The sequence below is a fragment of the Epibacterium sp. ABV4_022 genome, assembly GCF_056159345.1.
This window is the reverse complement of record NZ_JBSWVA010000001.1, coordinates 2,303,941-2,323,072: the sequence shown is the minus strand read 5'-3', so window position 1 is coordinate 2,323,072 and position 19,132 is coordinate 2,303,941. Positions and strand designations below refer to the sequence as shown.

At 64.4% G+C, this 19,132-nt stretch carries 14 protein-coding genes and 1 pseudogene; 5 read left to right on the top strand and 10 right to left on the bottom strand.

Going from position 1 to position 19,132, the window contains the following annotated elements; translation table 11 throughout:
- Positions 1-11: 11 nt before the first annotated feature.
- From pdhA to ACXAF5_RS10905, 5 genes and pseudogenes are all read right to left on the bottom strand, one after another.
- The gene (gene pdhA, locus ACXAF5_RS10925) at positions 12-1,025 is read right to left on the bottom strand and encodes a pyruvate dehydrogenase (acetyl-transferring) E1 component subunit alpha (RefSeq protein WP_474946595.1); all 1,014 of its coding nucleotides are present in this window, start codon (positions 1,023-1,025) and stop codon (positions 12-14) included.
- Between the two features lie 247 nt (positions 1,026-1,272).
- Entirely contained in the window at positions 1,273-1,572 is a 300-nt protein-coding gene (locus ACXAF5_RS10920; protein ID WP_474946594.1) for an FtsB family cell division protein, read from the bottom strand.
- Positions 1,573-1,794: 222 nt separating this feature from the next.
- Positions 1,795-3,035: pseudogene (locus ACXAF5_RS10915) on the bottom strand (MFS transporter).
- Between the two features lie 167 nt (positions 3,036-3,202).
- Entirely contained in the window at positions 3,203-4,972 is a 1,770-nt protein-coding gene (locus tag ACXAF5_RS10910; protein WP_239319805.1) for a methyl-accepting chemotaxis protein, read from the bottom strand.
- A 179-nt stretch (positions 4,973-5,151) separates the two neighbouring features.
- Positions 5,152-6,342 (bottom strand): phosphoglycerate kinase, encoded by a 1,191-nt coding sequence (locus ACXAF5_RS10905; protein WP_474946593.1) that lies wholly within the window; start codon positions 6,340-6,342, stop codon positions 5,152-5,154.
- Between the two features lie 224 nt (positions 6,343-6,566).
- Here ACXAF5_RS10905 and ACXAF5_RS10900 point away from each other — a divergent pair, with 224 nt between their 5' ends.
- Positions 6,567-7,073 (top strand): peptidylprolyl isomerase, encoded by a 507-nt coding sequence (locus ACXAF5_RS10900; RefSeq protein WP_239319811.1) that lies wholly within the window; start codon positions 6,567-6,569, stop codon positions 7,071-7,073.
- A complete protein-coding gene (locus ACXAF5_RS10895) occupies positions 7,066-7,614 on the top strand; it encodes a peptidylprolyl isomerase (protein WP_474946592.1) in 549 nt (182 codons plus the stop codon). Before ACXAF5_RS10900 ends, ACXAF5_RS10895 begins: the two co-directional genes overlap by 8 nt.
- Before the next feature lie 210 nt (positions 7,615-7,824).
- On the opposite strand, the gene ACXAF5_RS10890 is transcribed toward ACXAF5_RS10895, so the two are convergent.
- The 5 genes from ACXAF5_RS10890 to ACXAF5_RS10870 form a co-directional block, all read right to left on the bottom strand.
- Positions 7,825-8,895 carry a type I restriction endonuclease gene (locus ACXAF5_RS10890; protein ID WP_474946591.1) on the bottom strand — a complete coding sequence of 357 codons (1,071 nt, stop codon included), beginning with the start codon at positions 8,893-8,895 and terminating at the stop codon, positions 7,825-7,827.
- A 159-nt stretch (positions 8,896-9,054) separates the two neighbouring features.
- Positions 9,055-9,588, bottom strand: a complete 534-nt coding sequence (locus ACXAF5_RS10885) for a bactofilin family protein (protein ID WP_239319820.1) — start codon at positions 9,586-9,588, stop codon at positions 9,055-9,057.
- Entirely contained in the window at positions 9,578-10,909 is a 1,332-nt protein-coding gene (locus tag ACXAF5_RS10880; RefSeq protein ID WP_474946590.1) for a DUF5930 domain-containing protein, read from the bottom strand. The genes ACXAF5_RS10885 and ACXAF5_RS10880 overlap by 11 nt, the downstream gene beginning before the upstream one ends.
- Positions 10,910-11,197: 288 nt before the next feature.
- Positions 11,198-12,040, bottom strand: a complete 843-nt coding sequence (locus ACXAF5_RS10875) for a ferritin-like domain-containing protein (RefSeq protein ID WP_474946589.1) — start codon at positions 12,038-12,040, stop codon at positions 11,198-11,200.
- Positions 12,041-12,462: 422 nt separating this feature from the next.
- Positions 12,463-12,924: a peroxiredoxin gene (locus ACXAF5_RS10870; RefSeq protein ID WP_474946588.1), complete on the bottom strand. Its 462-nt coding sequence runs from the start codon at positions 12,922-12,924 to the stop codon at positions 12,463-12,465.
- Between the two features lie 61 nt (positions 12,925-12,985).
- Here ACXAF5_RS10870 and ACXAF5_RS10865 point away from each other — a divergent pair, with 61 nt between their 5' ends.
- From ACXAF5_RS10865 to ACXAF5_RS10855, 3 genes are all read left to right on the top strand, one after another.
- Positions 12,986-16,405 (top strand): YhdP family protein, encoded by a 3,420-nt coding sequence (locus tag ACXAF5_RS10865; protein ID WP_474946587.1) that lies wholly within the window; start codon positions 12,986-12,988, stop codon positions 16,403-16,405.
- Between the two features lie 85 nt (positions 16,406-16,490).
- Positions 16,491-17,540, top strand: coding sequence for a tRNA preQ1(34) S-adenosylmethionine ribosyltransferase-isomerase QueA (gene queA, locus ACXAF5_RS10860; RefSeq protein WP_474946586.1), 1,050 nt, complete (start codon positions 16,491-16,493; stop codon positions 17,538-17,540).
- A gap of 304 nt (positions 17,541-17,844) precedes the next feature.
- Positions 17,845-19,119: an MFS transporter gene (locus ACXAF5_RS10855; protein ID WP_474946585.1), complete on the top strand. Its 1,275-nt coding sequence runs from the start codon at positions 17,845-17,847 to the stop codon at positions 19,117-19,119.
- The last annotated feature ends 13 nt before the right edge of the window (positions 19,120-19,132 follow it).

The following is a 19,132-nucleotide window of genomic DNA, read 5'->3' as shown; positions in this document are numbered from 1 at the left end:
TGGTCTCTCCCTCAGGCGCTTTTCTGCGGAATGTCGTCGGCGTAAATATCGGTCCAAAGCTCATCAAGCGCGGGCTCGGGGCTTTCTTTGGCGAAATCGGCGGATTTGTTGACGATATCCTTGATTTCCTTGTCGATCGCCTTGAGGTCTTCTTCGGTGGCATGCTTGCCGGTCAGCAGCATTTCGCGGACCTGCTCGATGGGGTCACGCTCTTCGCGCATCTTCTGCACTTCTTCGCGGGTCCGGTATTTTGCCGGGTCCGACATGGAGTGGCCACGGTAGCGGTAGGTTTTGACCTCGAGGATATAGGGGCCCTTGCCGGCGCGGCAGTGGGCGACGGCGCGCTCGCCGGCTTCTTTGACCGCCAGCACGTTCATGCCATCCACTTCTTCGCCCGCGATGCCATAGGCCTCGCCGCGTTTCCACAGCGCCGGGGATTTGGTCGAGCGCTGCACGGAGGTGCCCATGGCGTATTGGTTGTTCTCGATCACAAAGACCACCGGCAGATCCCAGAGCTGTGCCATGTTGTAGGTCTCATAGACCTGACCCTGGTTCGCCGCGCCATCGCCGAAATAGGTGAAGGTCACGCGGTCGTTGCCTTTGTATTTGTCGGAAAACGCAAGGCCCGCACCCAGCGGCACCTGCGCGCCGACGATGCCATGGCCGCCATAGAAATGTTTCTCCTTGGAGAACATATGCATGGAGCCGCCCTTGCCCTTGGAATAGCCGCCCTCGCGACCGGTCAACTCGGCCATCACCCCGTCCGGGTCCATGCCGCAGGCCAGCATGTGGCCGTGGTCACGGTAGGATGTGACGCGTTTGTCGCCGTCCTCGGCCGCAGCCTCCAGTCCGACAACCACCGCTTCCTGACCGATATAAAGGTGGCAGAAGCCGCCAATGAGGCCCATGCCGTAAAGCTGACCGGCCTTTTCCTCGAATCGCCGGATCAACAGCATCTCGCGGTAGTAGGTTGTCAGTTCTTCGGCGGAAACGTTTGATTTCTGAGCGCTTTTTCTTGCGGCCATAATGGCAGGCTCCCCCTAAAGCTAAGGTAGTTTAACACTAAACTATCTCATAGAGCATTTTTCCCGCTGTTGCGAGGAATAATGTGACGCCGGGTCTGATCCGGCTGTGCTCCGCCGGACGCCGCAGGCAGTGCGGACCCGAAAAGGACAGTCAGAGATATCCGGGGCAGGGTGCCGACTGCGGCACCGGAAATCAAGCCCGGCGCCCGCAACGGTCACGGTTACGGTCAGGGCGCCGTAGGGCGGATCAGTCGATGATGATTTCGTCCGAACGGGCCAGACCCAGAACGGAGCGGGCCTGTTCGTCCAGCAGGTCGAGGTCGAGATAGTCATCCGACAACCTGCGGGTCAGGTTTTCCATCCGCGCGATGTCTTGTTGCAGCCGGGCGAGATCCTGTTTGAGCCCATCGGCCTCGGCCTGGATCTCGACACGCCGGAACAGGCCAAAATCGCCCTGCACGGCGGCAAAGGTGAAATAGGCGCTCAGCAGGAACGCCGCGGCGAAGAACAGCAAAGTGCCCAAGGAGGGCGAGGATTTTCGCGTCACGTGGATGATGCCTGTACTGCAATGCTCGGGGCGCGCCGGTTTGCCCGGCGTCTGACGCCCTTATGGCACAGGCACCGAGGCCTGTGAATTCCCAAAAGGGTTAACGTTTCGAGGTGTCGCAAACGCGGGACAGTCCGGGAGAGCGGAGACCTCCGACCTGTGGCAGGCCCGCCTGTGCAGCGGGTTGCCGTGGTCCTACTCGGCCTCCGCGTTTTCGGCCGCCTAGGTGGTGGCGTCCTCCACCGCAACGATCGAAGTCGTGGGCACCAGGTTCACATAGGCGTCGGTTTCCGACGCCGGCGTCGCCTCGGTCTGCGACATCCGGTAGAGCGCATAGACCGTGATCGCCAGAAACGTGCCGCCCAGCACGATCCAGAAGGCAAACGGGCCAAGCACATCCATGGCCAGCCCCACGGCAAGCGGCCCCAGAATGGCCCCCAGCCCGAAGGTGAACACCAGCCCCCCGGAAATCGCCGGCATGTCCGCCACCGGCACATTGTCGTTGGTGTAGGCCAGAAACAGCGCATAAAGCGGCGTTGTCATGCCCCGGCAAGAAAGGCCGCCGCCATGATCGGCACGGCCGGATCGAGGCTGAGCCAGGCTGGCGGGCTCTGCGCGATCCATCCCAGCCCGCAGGCGGCGGCCCCCAGGAACGCGGTGCCGCAAATCACCTTGCGCCGGTCGATGCGGTCGGACAGCCAGCCGATCGGGACCTGCATCAGCATCGCCCCGCCAAACAGCATCGCCACGAACAATGCGATCTGATTGGCGCTGAGGCCGATCTCGCTGCCAAACACGGCCCCCATGCCCGACTGGCTGGCGTAGATGCTGCCCAGGAGAAAGATACCGACCGTGCCCAGCGGCGAGGCGTTGAACAGGTCCTTGAGACCGCAGGGTTTGGCGACATCGACCATGGGCGCGGGCTGGATCGACAGCAGGATCGGCGCAAAGGAGATCGACACCAGAATCGAGGCCCCGATAAACAGCGCCGCATTGCCGGCGTCGCCCAGCGTCAACAGGCCCTGCGCGCCGATGATGCCAAGCGTCTGCGCCAGCATATAGGCCGAGAGCATCTTGCCGCGGTTCTCGTTCGAGGTGGCATTGTTGAGCCAGCTTTCCGCAACCACATAGATGCCCGACATGCAGAACCCGATGACCACGCGCAGGATCGTCCAGGTCCAGGGTTCTGCCCAGAGCGTAAAGGCGATCAGCGCCGCGGAGATGAAGCTGCCCAGTGCCGCAAAGACCCGCACATGTCCCACGCGCTGGATCAGGATCGGTGAAAACCGGGCGCCGGACAGGAAACCGAGGAAATACCCGGAGGTGATGATCGACAGTTCAGCGGAGGAGAACCCCTCCATCCCGCCGCGCAGGCCCATGAGGGTGAAGTGCATCCCGTTGCCGAGCATGATCAGCACCACGCCGGCAAGGAGCGCCCAGACAGAGGCCAGCATGTTGATCATCTCAGCACCCCAAGTGTTGCACGGGGGACCGCCTCAGGCGGCGACCCCCCCCGGACACTTAGGACAGCAATCTGCCGCAAGATCAGCGCGCCAGCGCCGCACCTACAGGTGTTTGCGACATTGCGCCGGTGTGGCGCTCAGGAGCAATGCGCGACCCGTGCGCAGGCTCAGGCCGCGCGGGCCTCTCCCGTTGGCGTGTCGTCGGCTTGGCCGCCAGTGAACCCCTGCAACAGATCGCTGAGGCGGCTGGCCTGGCTGCGCATCTCCTGGCTGGCGCTGTAGGTCTGCTGCACCATCGCGGCGTTTTCCTGGGTCACCGTGTCGAGCTGGGCCACACCGATGTTGATCTCCTTGATGCCTGCCGCCTGCTCCCCGGAGGAGCTGGCGATGGCGGAGACCATGCCGGAGACGTTGGTGACGCTTTCGACGATGCGGTTCAGGGTCTCTGACGTGGCTTCGACCAGACGTTCGCCCTCGCTGACCTGGGTCGAGCTTTCCTGCACCAGCTCCTTGATCTCGCTGGCGGATTTGGCGGCCTTCAGGGCCAGGCCGCGCACTTCGGAGGCGACCACGGCAAACCCGCGCCCGGCTTCGCCCGCGCGGGCGGCCTCGACGCCGGCGTTCAGCGCCAGCAGGCTGGTCTGAAAGGCGATGTCGTCGATCGAGGTGATGATCTGGCTGATCTGTTCGGAATAGGAGGCGATCGAGGTCATTGCCTCGCGTGCCTGGGCCATGACCTCGCCGCCCTGTTCGGCGCGACGGCGGCCTTCTTCGACCTCGCGGTCGGCGGCCTGGGCCTGTTCGGCGCTGGACTGCACCGAGGCCGACATTTCCTCCAGCGCGGCGGCGCTTTCCTCCAGTGTGGCGGCCTGGGTTTCGGCACGCTGGGACATCTGGTCGGACATCCGTTCCATTTCGCGGGCGTTCTGTTCGACGACAGAAGAGCTCTGGCTGAGTTGCGCGACCAGATCGGCCAGCGATAGGGCGAGGCCGTTGAAATCCTCGCACAGCGCGGTGTAGCTGGGGCCGAGATCGGACCAGTCACCGGCGGGGATTTCCTGGTCCAGATGGCCCTGTTTCAGGCCGCTCATCGCTGCGCCAAGGGTTTCGAACAGGGCGACCCGGCGGGCGTTCTCGGTCTCGCTGGCCTGTGAGGCCGCCTCTGCCGCGGCCAGTCGCGCGCGCAGGTCCTGCAGGTTGCGGGCAATCCTGCCCAGTTCGTCACCCCGGTCGGTGCCGGAAATCTCCGTCTCGTAGTCCTGATCGCTGAGCGCCTGAATGCTGGCTGCGGCCCGGGCCACCGGCTGGCTCAGATGGCGCCCGAAGGCGAGGGCCACCGCCACTGCCACGAGGGCCGCCGTGGCGCTGCTGATGGCCTGAATGAGCTGGCTGTTTGCGATCAGCGTGCGGAGGTCTTGCTGGATCTGCACGTTGCGGGTCTGGATCGCCTCCTGCATCTGGTCGACGCTGTCGCGCAGCTCCGCCAGCAGCGGCACCACCGCATCCTGCGCCATGGTACCGCGGGTGTCGGCGGGGGCGGATTCGAGATCGGGGAGGCGGGCCGTGATCCGATCCAGCACCGCGTTGAGGTCCATCATCGCGGCAAAGACGGTCGGATTGCGCATCTCGGCGGTCACGGTGTCAAAGCGACCTTCGGCCAGGTCCAGCTCGGCGCGGATTTCGTCGAGGTTGCCCCGCAGCCGGGTCAGCCCGTCCGGCGCGCCAAGCGCATAGGACAGAAGATCCGCCAGCCCCTGTTCGGTGTCTTCCTTGATGTCATCCAGGCTCTTGAGCTGGGCGGTGCCCAGATTGGTATTCTGGATGGCATTGGTCAGACGCTGGTTGTTGATCCAGGAAATCGCCGAGAGCGCCAGCAGCATGGCGATAAAGGCACCGGCAAAGAGGAACACCTGGGTGCGGATGGAGAAATGTCTCATGAAGTGGGGACCTGTCGTATTCCGGCGGGCAGAAGGGCCCGGCCTGATCGCAGGCTACCGCCACAGACGTAAAGAAACGGTTTGTAAACTCTCGTCACTGCGTAAAAAACCGGCACGCAGGAGGTGCGTGCCGGTCGTCAGGGTTGCGGTGGCCGTGGCGGCTGCGGCCGCGGCGGGGATCAGCCCTCCAGCGCCGCAACGCCGGGCAGGACCTTGCCTTCCATCCACTCCAGAAAGGCGCCGCCAGCGGTGGAGATATAGCTGAACGCCTCTGCCGCGCCGGCCTGATTGAGTGCCGCCACGGTGTCGCCGCCCCCTGCGACGGAGACCAGCGTGCCCGCCTTGGTGCAGTCGGCGGCCTTTTGCGCGGCGGTGTTGGTGGCCATATCGAAGGGCGCGATCTCAAAAGCGCCCAGCGGGCCGTTCCAGATCAGGGTCTTGCTGTCGGCAAATACGGCGGCGATGGCGGCAACCGATGCGGGACCGGCGTCGAGGATCATCGCATCAGACGGGCAGGCATCGGCGGGAACGGTTTCATTCTCGGCACCGGCCTTGAACTCGCGCGCCACCACCACGTCGGAGGGCAAGAGAATGGTGCAGCCGGCGGCCTCGGCGCGGGCCATGATCTCCTTGGCGGTGCCAGTCATATCGTGTTCGCAGAGCGATTTGCCGACGTCGATGCCCTGTGCCGCGAGGAAGGTATTGGCCATGCCGCCGCCGATCACCAGCGTGTCGACCTTGGCGACCAGATTGCCCAGCAGGTCCAGCTTGGTGGAGACCTTGGCGCCACCGACAACCGCTGTCACGGGGCGCTCGGGCGTGGCAAGCGAACCTTCGAGCGCCTTCAGTTCCGCCTCCATCAGGCGACCCGCGCAGGCGGGCAGCAGACGCGCCAGCGCCTCGGTCGAGGCATGGGCGCGGTGGGCGGCAGAGAACGCATCATTGCAGTAGATATCGCCGAGCTTTGCCATTTCCGCCGCGAGGTCGGCGTCGTTCTTTTCTTCGCCGGCGTGAAAGCGGGTGTTTTCCAGCAGCAGGATCTGGCCCGGTTGCAGGGCGGCAACGGCAGCCTCGGCAGCGGGGCCACGGCAATCGGCGACAAAGACCACCGGGGCACCAAAGGTGGCCTCCAGCGCGGGAACGAGCGGTTGCAGCGACATTTCCGGCACCACCTGACCCTTGGGGCGGCCGAAATGCGCCAGCAGCACGGGTTTTGCACCCTTGGCCAGGAGGTCGGAGATGGTCGGCACCAGACGGCGGATGCGGGTGTCATCGGTGACCTTGCCGTCCTCCATCGGGACGTTGATGTCCACGCGGGTCAGAACGGTTTTGCCTTCAAGCTCCATGTCGTCGAGTGTCTTCCAGCCCATGTCCGGCTCCTCTTTGGTATCGGGCGCGCCTGCGCGGGGTGCAGGTGCAGAAAAGTCAAAGTCTTGCGCCTGTGTCCTGTGTTTCTGCGCCTCAGTCAATGGGCTGCCACGTCGTCGCCCTGCCGCGATCCCGCCGACCGGTGCGTGCCGGTGCATTGTTCCCTTGGCAAGCGGGGGCATGGACTTTAGGTATTCCGGCAATACGAATGTGACAGGAGGGCCTCATGGCCGAGATCAAGGATCCCGAAAACACCATCATCGTCGAGCTGAAGGACGGCAATGTCGTCATCGAGCTGCTGCCCGACGTGGCGCCGATGCATTGTGACCGGATGAAGGAACTGGCGCGCGAAGGCCAGTACGACAACGTGGCCTTTCACCGGGTGATCGACGGTTTCATGGCGCAGACCGGCGACGTGCAGCATGGCGACATGGAAGACGGCTTCAACCTGGGCCGGGCCGGCACCGGTGGGTCCGACAAGAAAGACCTGCCGGCGGAATTCTCCGGTGTGCCGCATGACCGTGGCACGCTGGGCGCGGCGCGCTCGTCGAACCCGAACTCCGCCAACTCGCAGTTCTTTATCAACTTCAAGGACAATCACTTCCTCAACCGTCAGTACACCGTTTATGGCCGTGTCATCGAGGGTATGGAGCATGTGGATGCGATCACCCGTGGCGAGCCGCCTGCGAACCCGGACCGGATGATCTCGGTCAAGGTGGCCGCCGATGCTTAAGCACCTGAGCGCACTGGCCTTTCTGGCCGCGTCGCCTGCGTTTGCCACTGGTCTGGAAATCCAGGTCGAGGGGGAGGCCAATGGCACCATCGTGATCGACCTTCTGGAAGATGTGGCCCCGAAGCACGTGGAGCAGATCACTGCGCTGGCCGGTGAAGGGCAGTATGACGGTGTGGTGTTTCACCGGGTGATCGACGGCTTCATGGCGCAAACCGGCGACGTGGAAAACGGTCGTCTGGGATCGGACATGCGCTATGCGGGCACCGGCGGGTCCGACCGTCCGGATCTGGCGGCGGAATTCTCCGAGCTGCCGTTTGATCGCGGCGTTGTCGGCATGGCGCGGTCGCAAGATCCCGACAGCGGCAACTCGCAGTTCTTCATCATGTTCGACGAAGGTCACTTCCTGAACGGTCAATATACCGTTGTGGGCCGTGTCACCGAGGGCATGAATGTGGTGGATCAGATCAAACGCGGCCATCCGCGGTCCGGTGCCATCACCGGTAAGCCTGATGTGATGACCAAGGTCACCGTCACCGAGTAAGGTGCTGGCGGCAAAGGAATACCAAAGCCCCGCAGTATGATGCTGCGGGGCTTTTTGTTTGCTCCGGGCTGTGGTTGTGGCTGGAGTTCTGGGGTGAAGGGCGCGCTCCCGTGTCCGCCGGGTCCCCGGCTGTCGCCGGGCACGGCAGCGGCCTTTGGGCGGGGCGCCGCGCTGGCGCGCGGCGGGGGCGCGTACCGAACTTATGTTCGGCTATTCGCCGTAGGACCGAATGACCGCCTCGATCGCGGACGCATGCTGATAAAGGTCTTCGATCATCTCGATCTTATGTTTGGTCTCGTTCTTGTCTGCATCGAAGATCACGATGGATTTGCTCTTGGCTGCGTTGAAGTACAACCGGCAGATCGGGCGGCGGTTGTTATCGTCCATCAAAATCGCACAGTAGCTCTTTGCGTCCCTCATGGCGATGCGCTGAACGTTTACAACCCGCGCGCCGATCGCGCGGATGATACGATGCGCCTCTTTCTCCTCCTCAGTGGTGACAATGCCATCGTCGTCTTCCACTGGAGCGGGCTGCGACGCTTCCTCTGCGGGGGCATTGGCCGCCTTGCTGTTGAACGTGATGGAGAGCCGATCCTGAATTCGGTCACGGATTAGCTCGTCAAGGGCGGACTGAACTGCGGGCTTGAGTTGTTCGGCCACATTTTTGGTTATCGAGCCGTCGTATATCTGCCGCCCGATCAAGCGGATAAATTCATCATCGGGATCTTCAAGTTGGGATTTGAGATAGTTCGGTGCCGCTCTGGTATATTTCAGAGTTGATGCGGCTTCGATGATTTGTTCGATGGCGAATTTCTGTTTTCGAAAACGGGCGAGTTCCTCGATTTGATCCGAGTCATAGGCTTGAAAATCAAACTTGAAGAATGGCCTCTTGTCCATTTTGTTCGGTGCATCGGTATCCGAGAAAAACCAGGCTTCGCGGCCGTTCGTAAGCAGAGCGAGACGGGCTTCGGTTACGGAAAAATACCGAAAGAGCTGACTGTATTGGGCATCGCCCAGCTTTGAGGTGATCGGTTTCGCTTCCACGAGCATGGCGATCTTGCCATCTATTTTCACGGCGAAATCGACCTTTTCGCCCTTTTTTGTGCCGACGTCTGCGACAAATTCTGGAATTACTTCGCTGGGATTGAAAATATCAAACCCCCAAGCCTGTAACAGGGGCAGGATGACAGATGTCTTGGTTGCTTCTTCGGTGAGGGCTTGGCGTTCCGCGATCTTGGACCGGCCCGATAGTTCATCTACGAGCTGAGAAAATTCAACCATACCTGCATCTCCCTTGCTAACGATATTAGCTTCGGTTGCAATTGCGGAGAGGTCAAGGAACTCGTTTTGCGGTGATCTCGATGAGAAACAGAAAAGCGCCGGCGTGGACCGGCGCTTTGTCGTTCTGCTATTGGGCCTGCGCCGCTGCGCAGGCGGAGGTCAGCCTTCGGCCTTGGCCGGCGCGGCGGCGGGCTGGGCCGGTGCCTTGGAGGCGGCTTTGCCGGGGCTGAGGGGGTCATCCTGACGCTGCACGGAGCCTTCGAAATGAGCGCCGGACTCGATCGCGATGGTCTTGTGGATGATGTCACCCTCGACCCGCGCGGTGGAGGTCAGGCGTACCTTCAGACCGCGCACGCGACCGACGATGCGGCCGTTGATGACCACGTCGTCCGCGGTGATCTCACCCTTGATGGTGGCGGTCTCGCCAATGGTCAGAAGATGGGCGCGGATGTCGCCTTCGACGGTGCCTTCGACCTGGATGTCACCGGTGGTTTTGACATTGCCGGTGATGTGCAGATCCGAGCTCAGCAGCGAGGCCGCGGGCTTTGCCTTGGGCGCGGCGGGCTTGCTGTAGTCGCTGGCGCCGGTGGATGCGCTGCTCGACGAGGAGGGCGCCGGGCTGGAGGCCGGGGTCGCCGTTGGAGTCTCGGCTTGTTTCGGGCCGGGCTCGTTGATTTTGCTCTTAGAAAACATTTCTCGCAGCCTTGATATAGATCATGGGGTTTACGGGTTTGCCATTGACCCTGACCTCGTAATGGAGGTGGGTCCCGGTGGACCGTCCGGTGTTACCCATATCAGCAATGTGATCCCCGCGCGAGACCCTTTGACCGACCTTCACACGGATGTTGGAGTTATGGGCATATCTGGTTTCGATGCCAAAGGCATGCTGGATTTTCACAAGCCGGCCATAGCCGGATTGCCAGCCCGCATGGGTGACCACACCGTCGGCGGTGGCAAAGATGTCGGTGCCGGTGCCGCCAGCGAAATCGGAGCCTTTATGCAGCCTGCGCCCGCCGGTCTTGGGGTCGCGGCGATAACCAAACCCGGAGCTCTGACGCACCTGACCGAGATTCACCGGCACCGAGAAGGGCGCCTGGGCGGCGGCAATCCGGTAGAGGTTCAGCTGGCTCATCTGATTGAGCAGCGCATTGGCGCGCAGCTCATCGGGGCTGGGCTCCTCGCCGCGGGTGGACAGGGACAGGGGCTCCAGCGGGCCGCCTTCGCCGTTATAGCCCCGGCGCACCTGTTCGAGAATGCGATCCGGCGGCAGGCCGGCGGAGGAGAACATCTTGTTCAGCGGCTCGACCGAGATCGCCATCGCCTCCTCCAGCTGGCGGAAGATCTGGTCGTTGCGCTGCGCGGCCAGGCGCAGTTCCAGTTCCAGATCGTCGCGTTGAGCCAGGGCAGAGCGGGCGTCGGATTCGATCTGGTCCCGTTCGGCGGCGGTCTCGGCCAGGGCGGTGGTGAGGAAATCCAGTTGCTCGGGCGCGGTGGCGGCCAGCACCTGTTCGGGGCTGTCGGGCGCGGTCTGTTCGCGCAGGTCCAGCACCGTGCGTTTCAGGATCTCGCGCTCGCGAATGGTCTGGCGCAGGTTGGACTGGATGATGTCGATGCCGGTTTCCAGCTCGCGGCGGCGGGTTTCGGAGGCCAGCAGCTCCGACTGCATGGTGGAGATCTGTTCGAGCGCGGCGTTGAAGCGGTCCTGTGCGGCCAGCGCCTCTTCGGCGCGGCGGTCGCGTTCGGTCGACAGCGCGTTCAGGCGCTCCTGATAGACCTGCTGGTCGCGGCGCGCCTGATCGCGGAAGTTGCCGGAGCCGATGCTGTCCATCAGCACGATGGCGGTGGCGACAATGGCCCAGGACACAAACAGCGTCAGCCCCGCCACGGTCAGGATCTGGGTTTCCGAGCTCAGTCGTATGAACCGGGTGTCGGTGTCGGATTTGAGGAAAACCCGGCGCTCGGGGAACCGGCGCTCCAGAAATGCGTGAATCCGTAGGTGTAGTCCGCCGCGCAAGCCCGATATCCTTGTGCCATCCCTTTGCGGTTGCTCTCTCCTGCCTCCCGGAGATGTATTGCAACCTGCCTTGGCAAGATGGAATAGCCAGACTGTGGCCATTCAGCAACCCTGTTCCGTCCGTATGGCGCTTCTGTCGCGCATTTCCTTGGCCTTGGGCAGAAAACTGCCGATATGGGCCGGTTTGACCCGGATTTTCGCGCATTGCGATATTGCGGAGGCGGCTATTCCTCTTGTGCGGGTCGTCCGGGGCGGTCGCAGGGCCGGGGATGGCGCGGTGCCGTCGGGTCAGCGCGCGTAGGCCGGTGCTTCCCCATCCGCGAGCGGCCAGTAGAAATCCGGCGGCAGGCCCGCGTCGGCGCGTTTTTCCTCGTTGAAGGGCGGCTTGAGCGCACCGTGGAAATATTTCTGCACCAATGCGTGGAATTCGGCCTTTGGGTCGAGGTTGTCGCGCCCGCAGAGGAAATTGAACCATTTGGCGCCATAGGCCACATGGCCGACCTCTTCGGCATAGATGATCTCCAGCGCGTCGAGCGCCTCTTGCACACCCGCCTTGCGGAAGATCTCGATCATGCCCGGGGTCACATCCAGCCCGCGGGCTTCCAGCACCATCGGCACCACGGCCAGGCGGCCCATCAGATCGTCCACGGTATCCTCGGCGGCGCGCCACATGCCGGCATGGGCGGGCAGGGCGCCATAGTGGCTGCCAAGGCTTTCCAGGCAATCGCACATCAGGTTGAAATGCTTGGATTCCTCATCTGCGGATTTCACCCAGTCATCGTAGAACCCAAGCGGCATCGGGACATGGGTGAAGCGGGCGATGATGTCCCAGTGCAGGTCGACGGCGTTGAGTTCGATATGGGCCACCGCATGCAAGAGCGCGATCCGGCCCTGCGGGGTGCCGGGTTTGCGCTTTGGCACGTCGCGAGGGTGCAGCAGCTCGGGTTCCGTGGGGCGGGCCGGATGCATTGGCGGGGTGGCGCTACCGACGGCGATCTCGGGTGCGTCGCCGGCGCGGGAGGCGCGCCATGCGGCGGCGTATTTGTGCGACAGGGCAGTCTTGGCGCGCCCGTCGGCGCAAGTGAGCACGTCGGTGGCCATCTGGGCGAGGGTGAGGGGGGTGTGGGTCATGGGTCCGTCGGTTTGGCGTCGTGGATATGGCACGGGGCGCGGCGCGTGTGGCGGTGCGAGTGGCGAGTGGGATCAGGGCTCACCAGAGCGAAAGCGCTCCGGATCTGCCCCTCACCTGATCTGCCCCCTGCCACCGCCAGGTCCGCCCCGCAAGGAAAATAGCCGTCTCCCCACCCGTCGGGCGGGGGCCCTCGGCGATTTTTCTTGCGTCTCAGCCCTGGCCGTGGCGTGACAGAGGCAGGTGATGGGCGGCTCCGGAGCGAAACATCGGGCTCGGGGCTGGAGGTTTTGCGCTTTGCTGTGCAAATCGCGGGAGGGGGGGCCGCGCCTGCGGCGCGGCCCCGCCCGGCCCAACGCTTTTGGGGGTGGCTTTGCCGCGCCGCAAAAGGGGCGGGAGCCTCCCCTGCGCCCGGTGTGGGGGATTACAGGGTTTTGACCGCCTCCAGCACCTCTTCGACGTGGCCGGGCACTTTGACCTTGCGCCAGATGCGGGCGATTTTTCCGTCGCCGTCGATGAGGAAGGTCGAGCGTTCGATGCCCATGCTCTTGCGGCCGTACATGTTCTTTTCCACCCAGACGCCATAGTCCTCGCACATGGTGCTGTCGGCGTCGGACAGGAGCGGCACGGTCAGACCGTGTTTGGCGACGAATTTGTCGTGTTTGGTCACCGTATCCCGGGAAATGCCGAACACCGCGGCGCCGGCATCGGCAAAGGCCGGCAGATGCTCGGAGAATCCGATGGATTCCTTGGTGCATCCCGGCGTATCATCGCGGGGATAGAAAAACAGGACAACGGCCTGGCCCTTCAGGTCCGCAAGGGAGACTTCGCCGCCGCCATCACGGGGCAGGGTGAAGGCCGGGGCAAGGTCAGAGGGTTCGAGCATGTTTTGGGTCTCCATAGGGTGTCGTTCAAGCTGCAAAGCGGGTACGAGCCAAACATAGATCATGTCAGGCGAAGAGAAACCAGAGATCGTCGCACCGCCGCAGGAGGACCTGCCGCAATTCGTGACGCCGTCGGATCGAAAGCAGGCACGGCGCCGGCGTCTGTTGCGGCGTCTGCGGGGCGGCCTGGCCTGGCTGGTGCTGGCGTTGGCGCTGGTGGCGGTGGCGACGACCTGGCTGCTGGATCGCCGCATCGGCGCGCCGGAGTGGCTGCGGGCGGAGGCCGAGGCGCGGATTGAGGCGCAGCTGGGCGGATTGCAGATCGAATTTGGCACCATCGAGCTGGTGGTGCGTCGGGGCTGGCGGCCGCGGTTGTCGCTCAGCGATGTCACGCTGTACTACCCGGATGGCAGCCCGGCGCTGCAGCTCGAGGACGCGCAGGCGGCGCTGGCGATGCGGCCTTTGCTGCGCGGGCAGGTGCGGCCCAAGGTGATTTCGCTCTCGGGCCTGTTTGCCACCCTGCAACGCGACAGCGGCGGCGCCGTTGCGGTCAGTTTTTCCGATGCCGCGACCCCGTTTCGCCAGGCCCGCAACCTGCCGCAGCTGATCGACGCCTGGGACCGGCAGCTGGAACTGCCGATCCTGTCCGCACTCACCCGGGTCGAGACCCAGGCGGTGACCCTCAGCTATGTGGATCGGCGGATCGACCGGGCCTGGACGCTGGATGGCGGCACCATCCTGTTGTCGCGTGCCGGTGACAGTGTCGACATCGAGGCCGGGTTCTCCATCCTGAGCGGGCGGGAATATGCCAGCACGGTAGAGGCGAACTATCGGTCCGACATTGGGGATACGGCGGCGGAATTCGCGGTTGTGGTCGATCAGGTGCCCAGCGCCGATGTGGCCAGCCAAAGCCCGGCGTTCGGCTGGCTCGACGTGCTGCGCGCGCCGATTTCCGGGGCGCTGCGCGGGGCGGTCGACAGCGAGGGCAGCCTGCTGCCGTTGCAGGCCAGCCTTGAAATCGGCACCGGGGTGATCCAGCCCAGCGAGACACTGAAACCGGTTCCGATCCAGTCGGCGCAGAGCTTCTTCACCTTCACCCCGCAGACGCAGGAGCTGCAATTCTCCCGCCTGTCGGTCGAGAGCGGCTGGGTCAGCGGGCAGATGGAGGGCCGGGCCGAGCTGGTCGGGGTCCGCGATGGCCAGCTGACGGAACTGGTGGGCCAGCTGCAATTCAGCGACATGAAGATCAATCCGCTGCGGCTGTATCCGGAGCCGCTGTCCTTTTCCGGTGTGCGGGCCGATTTCCTGATGGAGCTGGCGCCGTTTCGCCTGCGGCTGGGGGAAATGCTGGTGCAGCAGGGCGAGACCGACTTGCTGCTGAACGGAGATGTGAGGGCGGGCGACAAGGGCTGGAACTATGACCTTCAGGGCACGGCGGATCGCTTTGGTGTGGAGATGGTCAAGCAGATGTGGCCGCCATCGGCCCCGCCCAAACCCCGGCAATGGTTTGTCGAAAACGTGCTGTCCGGCCACATCCATGACGCACAGTTTGCGTTGCGCGGGCGGGATGCGGAAAAACCCTTTATCGCGGTGGATCTCGGGTTTGAGCAGGGGCGCGTGCGGTTCAACAAGTTCTATCCGGAGCTGGAACAGGCGTCGGGTCAGCTCAGCATCTATGGCAACCGGCTGGTGGCCACCGCGACCGAGGGCTGGGTTACCGCGCGCCAGGGCGGGCGGATGGATCTGGCCGGATCGTCGTTCATCATTCCCGACACCGCGCAGAAGGGCGATGACAGCCTCGGGATCCTGCGCGCGCAGGCTAGGGGCAATGCGCAGGCGGTGCTGTCGCTGCTCAATCGCGAACCGCTGACCGTGCTCGACAATGTCGGGCTGCCGGTGGAGCTGGGCGAGGGCCGTGTCGAGGTCAATGCCACCGCCGCGATGCCCCTGAAGAAAAACGTCGATGTGGCGCAGGTGGAGTATCACTATGTCGGGCGGTTGCGTGACGTGCGCAGCACCGTTCTGGTGCCCGGTCATGCGGTGGCGGCGGCAGAGCTGGCGATTTCGGGTGACAACACGCATGTGGAGGTTTCTGGACCCGGGCAATTTTCCGGGGTGCCGATCACCGCGCGCTGGCATCAGGGGCTGCGGCCCGGAAACCCGCCCGACGGCACCATAACCGGCGAGATGGAACTGTCCTCCGAGACGCTGGAGGCGCTGGAGATCGGCCTGCCGGAGGGGATGCTGCGCGGCCGTGGCAGTGCCGGTTTCACCGTGACACTGCCCCCCGGTGCGCCGGTGCAAGTGGCGGTGGAGAGCAACCTCCAGGGCATCGGCTTGCGCCTGCCGGAGCTGGCCTGGTCCAAACCGGAAGGCGCGGCGGGGCTGTTGGCCTTCTCCACCGTGCTGGACGACACCCCGTCGGTGGAGGACCTGCGGCTGCAGGCGGCGGGACTGCGGGCCGAGGGCCGGATGACGGTGAATGCGGCGGGCGGGCTCGACCGGGCGGAGTTCTCCTCGGTCACGTTGGGGGACTGGTTGCAGGGGCCGGTGACGCTGACCGGCCGCGCGGGCGCGCCGCCGGCGCTGGCGATGACCGGCGGGCGGATCGACCTGCGCCGAGCGCCGTTCAACAGCGGGTCCGGCGGCAGCGGTGGCGGATCGGGGGGCGATACGCCGATGACGCTGGCGCTGGACCGGTTGCAGGTGACGGATGAGATCGCGCTGTCCCGGTTCCAGGGCCGGTTCGACACCCGGGGTGGCTTCAACGGCGCCTTTACCGGCAACCTCAACACGCTGACCCCGGTCGAGGGCGTGGTGGTGCCGCAGGCGGGCGGCATGGCGATGCGCGTGCGCTCGGAGGATGCCGGAGGCGTGTTCCGGGCCGCGGGGGTGATGCGCCATGGCTATGGCGGCAGTTTCGAGATGACGCTGATCCCGGCGCAGCAATCCGGCGCCTACAACGGCCAGGTGCGGGTCAGCAACATCCGCATCAAACGCGCCCCGGCGATCGCCGCGCTGATCAACTCGCTCAGCCTGGTGGGGCTGTTTGACGAATTGTCTGGGCAGGGCATTCTGTTCACCTCGGTGGAGGCCGATTTCCGCCTCGGCTCGCGCTATCTGACGCTCAACAGCTCTTCTGCGGTGGGCCCCTCGATCGGCCTGTCGCTCGATGGGGTCTATGATCTCGCCACCAGCCGCATGAATATGCGCGGCGTGCTGTCGCCGATCTACATGGTCAACGCCATCGGCAGCGTGCTCACCCGCAAGGGCGAAGGGCTGTTTGGCTTTTCCTTCACGCTGAAGGGCGAGGCCGATGATCCCCGGGTATCTGTCAACCCGCTGTCGGGGATCGCGCCGGGCTTCCTGCGCGAAGTGTTTCGCGGCGCCCAGCCCACCGCCCCGGGCGAAGCGCCGCTGGAACCCGAGGTCTCGGCCGAGGAGTTGCGCCAGGAACGCAAGCGCCGCAACGAGAACCGCTAGGCGCCCGTCGCACCGGCGCAAAAACCGCGCCCGGGGCGGCTGTGGAGCATGGACTTTCCCGCGGGCGCGCAGTATCGCGCCGGTCATGAAACTGAGTGATTTTGACTTTGACCTGCCGGAAGAGCTGATCGCCACGCGCCCTGCGTCGCCGCGCTCTTCGGCACGGCTGCTGGTGGCGCAACAGGACCGGATCACCGATGCACGGGTGACCGACCTGCTGCAATGGATCGCGCCCGGCGACCGGCTGGTGCTGAATGACACCAAGGTGATCCCGGCGCGGCTGAGCGGTCAGCGCCATCGCGACTCGGCACAAGGCCCGGTGTCGGCGCGGATCGAGGTCACCTTGCTGGAGCCGCAGGCGGATGGCTGCTGGGCGGCGCTGCTGAAGCCGCTGAAGAAGATCAAGCCGGGCGAGGTTGTGCGCTTTGGCGATCGGCTGTCGGCCGAGCTGGTCGAGGTGGTCGACGGCCAGGGCCGGTTGCGGTTCAATCTGGTGGGCGAGGATTTCGACGCCGCGCTGGCAGAGGCCGGGGCGATGCCGCTGCCGCCCTATATCGCCGCCAAGCGCGCAGCCGACGAGCAGGACAAGACCGATTACCAGACCGTCTGGGCGCGCAGCTCCGGTGCCGTTGCCGCTCCGACGGCGAGCCTGCATTTCGACGAGCCACTGCTGACGGCGCTGGCGGCCAGGGGCGTGGATTTCACCTATGTCACCCTGCATGTGGGCGCGGGCACCTTCCTGCCGGTCAAGGTCGAGGACGTCACCACCCACAAGATGCACGCCGAATGGGGGCAGGTGACCAAACAGGCCGCCGCCGAAATCGCCGCCACCAAGGCCGCGGGCAAGCGGGTGATCCCGGTCGGCACCACGGCGCTGCGGCTGATCGAGAGCGCGGCGCGCGACAGCGGCGCGATCGCGCCTTGGGAGGGGGAGACCGATATCTTTATCTATCCCGGCTTCACCTTCCATGTGACCGATGCGCTGATGACCAATTTCCACCTGCCGAAGTCGACGCTGCTGATGCTGGTCTCGGCGCTGATGGGGCAGGAGCGGATGCGGCGGGTCTATGACCATGCGGTGACCGAGCGCTATCGGTTCTTTTCCTACGGCGATGCCTCGCTGCTGATCCCCTAGGCCGCGCGCGAGGGCCCGCGGGCCCGTTCCGGTGATCCGCCCCACCACAGCCGGCCACAGACAGAGCAGGCGGGGGGTTGACCGGCCCGGTCACTGTGGGAAGGTCGCCACAAGACCAGTGCGAGTCGGATTTGCCGGGCCATGGCGCGTCAAAACGGATCATAACTGACCCTTTGCGGCGCCGATCGCGCCGCATTTTTCGATTGCCCCGCCTGATGGCCGCGTGCCGGGGTTTCCTAACAATCTCTCTCGTCCGGCGCTGTGCCGGCGGGCTCCTGACAAAGACCGAAGGAGACGAAACGACATGTTTCAAGTTCTGTCGAGCGCCTGGGCGCTGCTGCTGGGTATCGGATTGCTCATGCTGGGCAACGGCCTTCAGGGGACGCTCCTGGGGGTGCGGGGGGACATCGAGGGCTATAGCGAGTTCATGATGTCCCTGATCGTCGCGGGCTACTTCGTGGGCCTGCTGATCGGGTCCTGGATGGCGCCGGGCATGATCCGCCGCGTCGGCCATGTGCGGGTGTTTGCCGCGCTGGCCTCGCTGATTTCGGCGGTGATGGTGATCTATCCGGCGATCCCCAACCCGATCGTCTGGATCATTGGCCGGATCGTGGTGGGGTTCTGCTTCTCGGGCGTGTATGTGACCGCCGAAAGCTGGCTCAACAATGCCGCCGACAACCAGAACCGGGGCAAGGCGCTCTCGCTCTATATGGTGGTGATGACGCTGGGGCTGGTGGCAGCACAGGGTTTCATCCTGATCGGGGATCCGGCGGGTTATCTGCCCTTTGTCATCGCCTCGATCGCGGTTTCGATTTCCTTTGCCCCCATTCTGCTGTCGATCTCGCCGACCCCAGCCTTTGACACCGCCAAGCGGATGACCCTGCGCGAGCTGATGGAGGCCTCGCCGCTGGGCTGTGTCGGCATGTTCCTGCTGGGCGGCGTGTTCTCGGCCCAGTTCGGCATGGCGGCGGTTTACGCCACCTCGGTGGGGCTGGAGACCTATCAGATCTCCATGTTCACGGCGAGCTTCTTTGTCGGCGCGCTGTTCCTGCAATTCCCGCTGGGCTGGATCTCGGACCGGATGGAACGCCGGGTGCTGATCATCTTTGTCGCCGGCACCGCCAGCGCGGCCTCGATCATGGCGATGATCCTCGGCGGCTCTTTTGCGCTGCTGCTGACCTCGGCCTTTGTCATCGGCGGGCTGGTCAATCCGCTCTACTCGCTGCTGCTGGCGCATACCAACGACTACCTGGAGCATGACGACATGGCGGCGGCCTCCGGCGGGCTGGTGTTCATCAACGGTCTGGGCGCGTCCTCCGGCCCGCTCATCATCGGTTGGCTGATGTCGGACTCGGTGATCGGCCCCAACGGCTTCTTCCTGTTCATGGCGGTGCTGCTGGGCGCGCTGGTGTTCTATGCCGCCTATCGCTCGACGCAGCGGGCAACCGTCCCGGTCGAAGAGACCGGCGTGATGCCGGTGATGAGCCCGACGGCGACCTCGGTCGCGGTCGAGTTCGCCCAGGAGTACGCCATCGAAACCGAGCTGGAAGAGCAAGAAAACGCCGCTTCCACAGGCTGATAGCGCCACCATG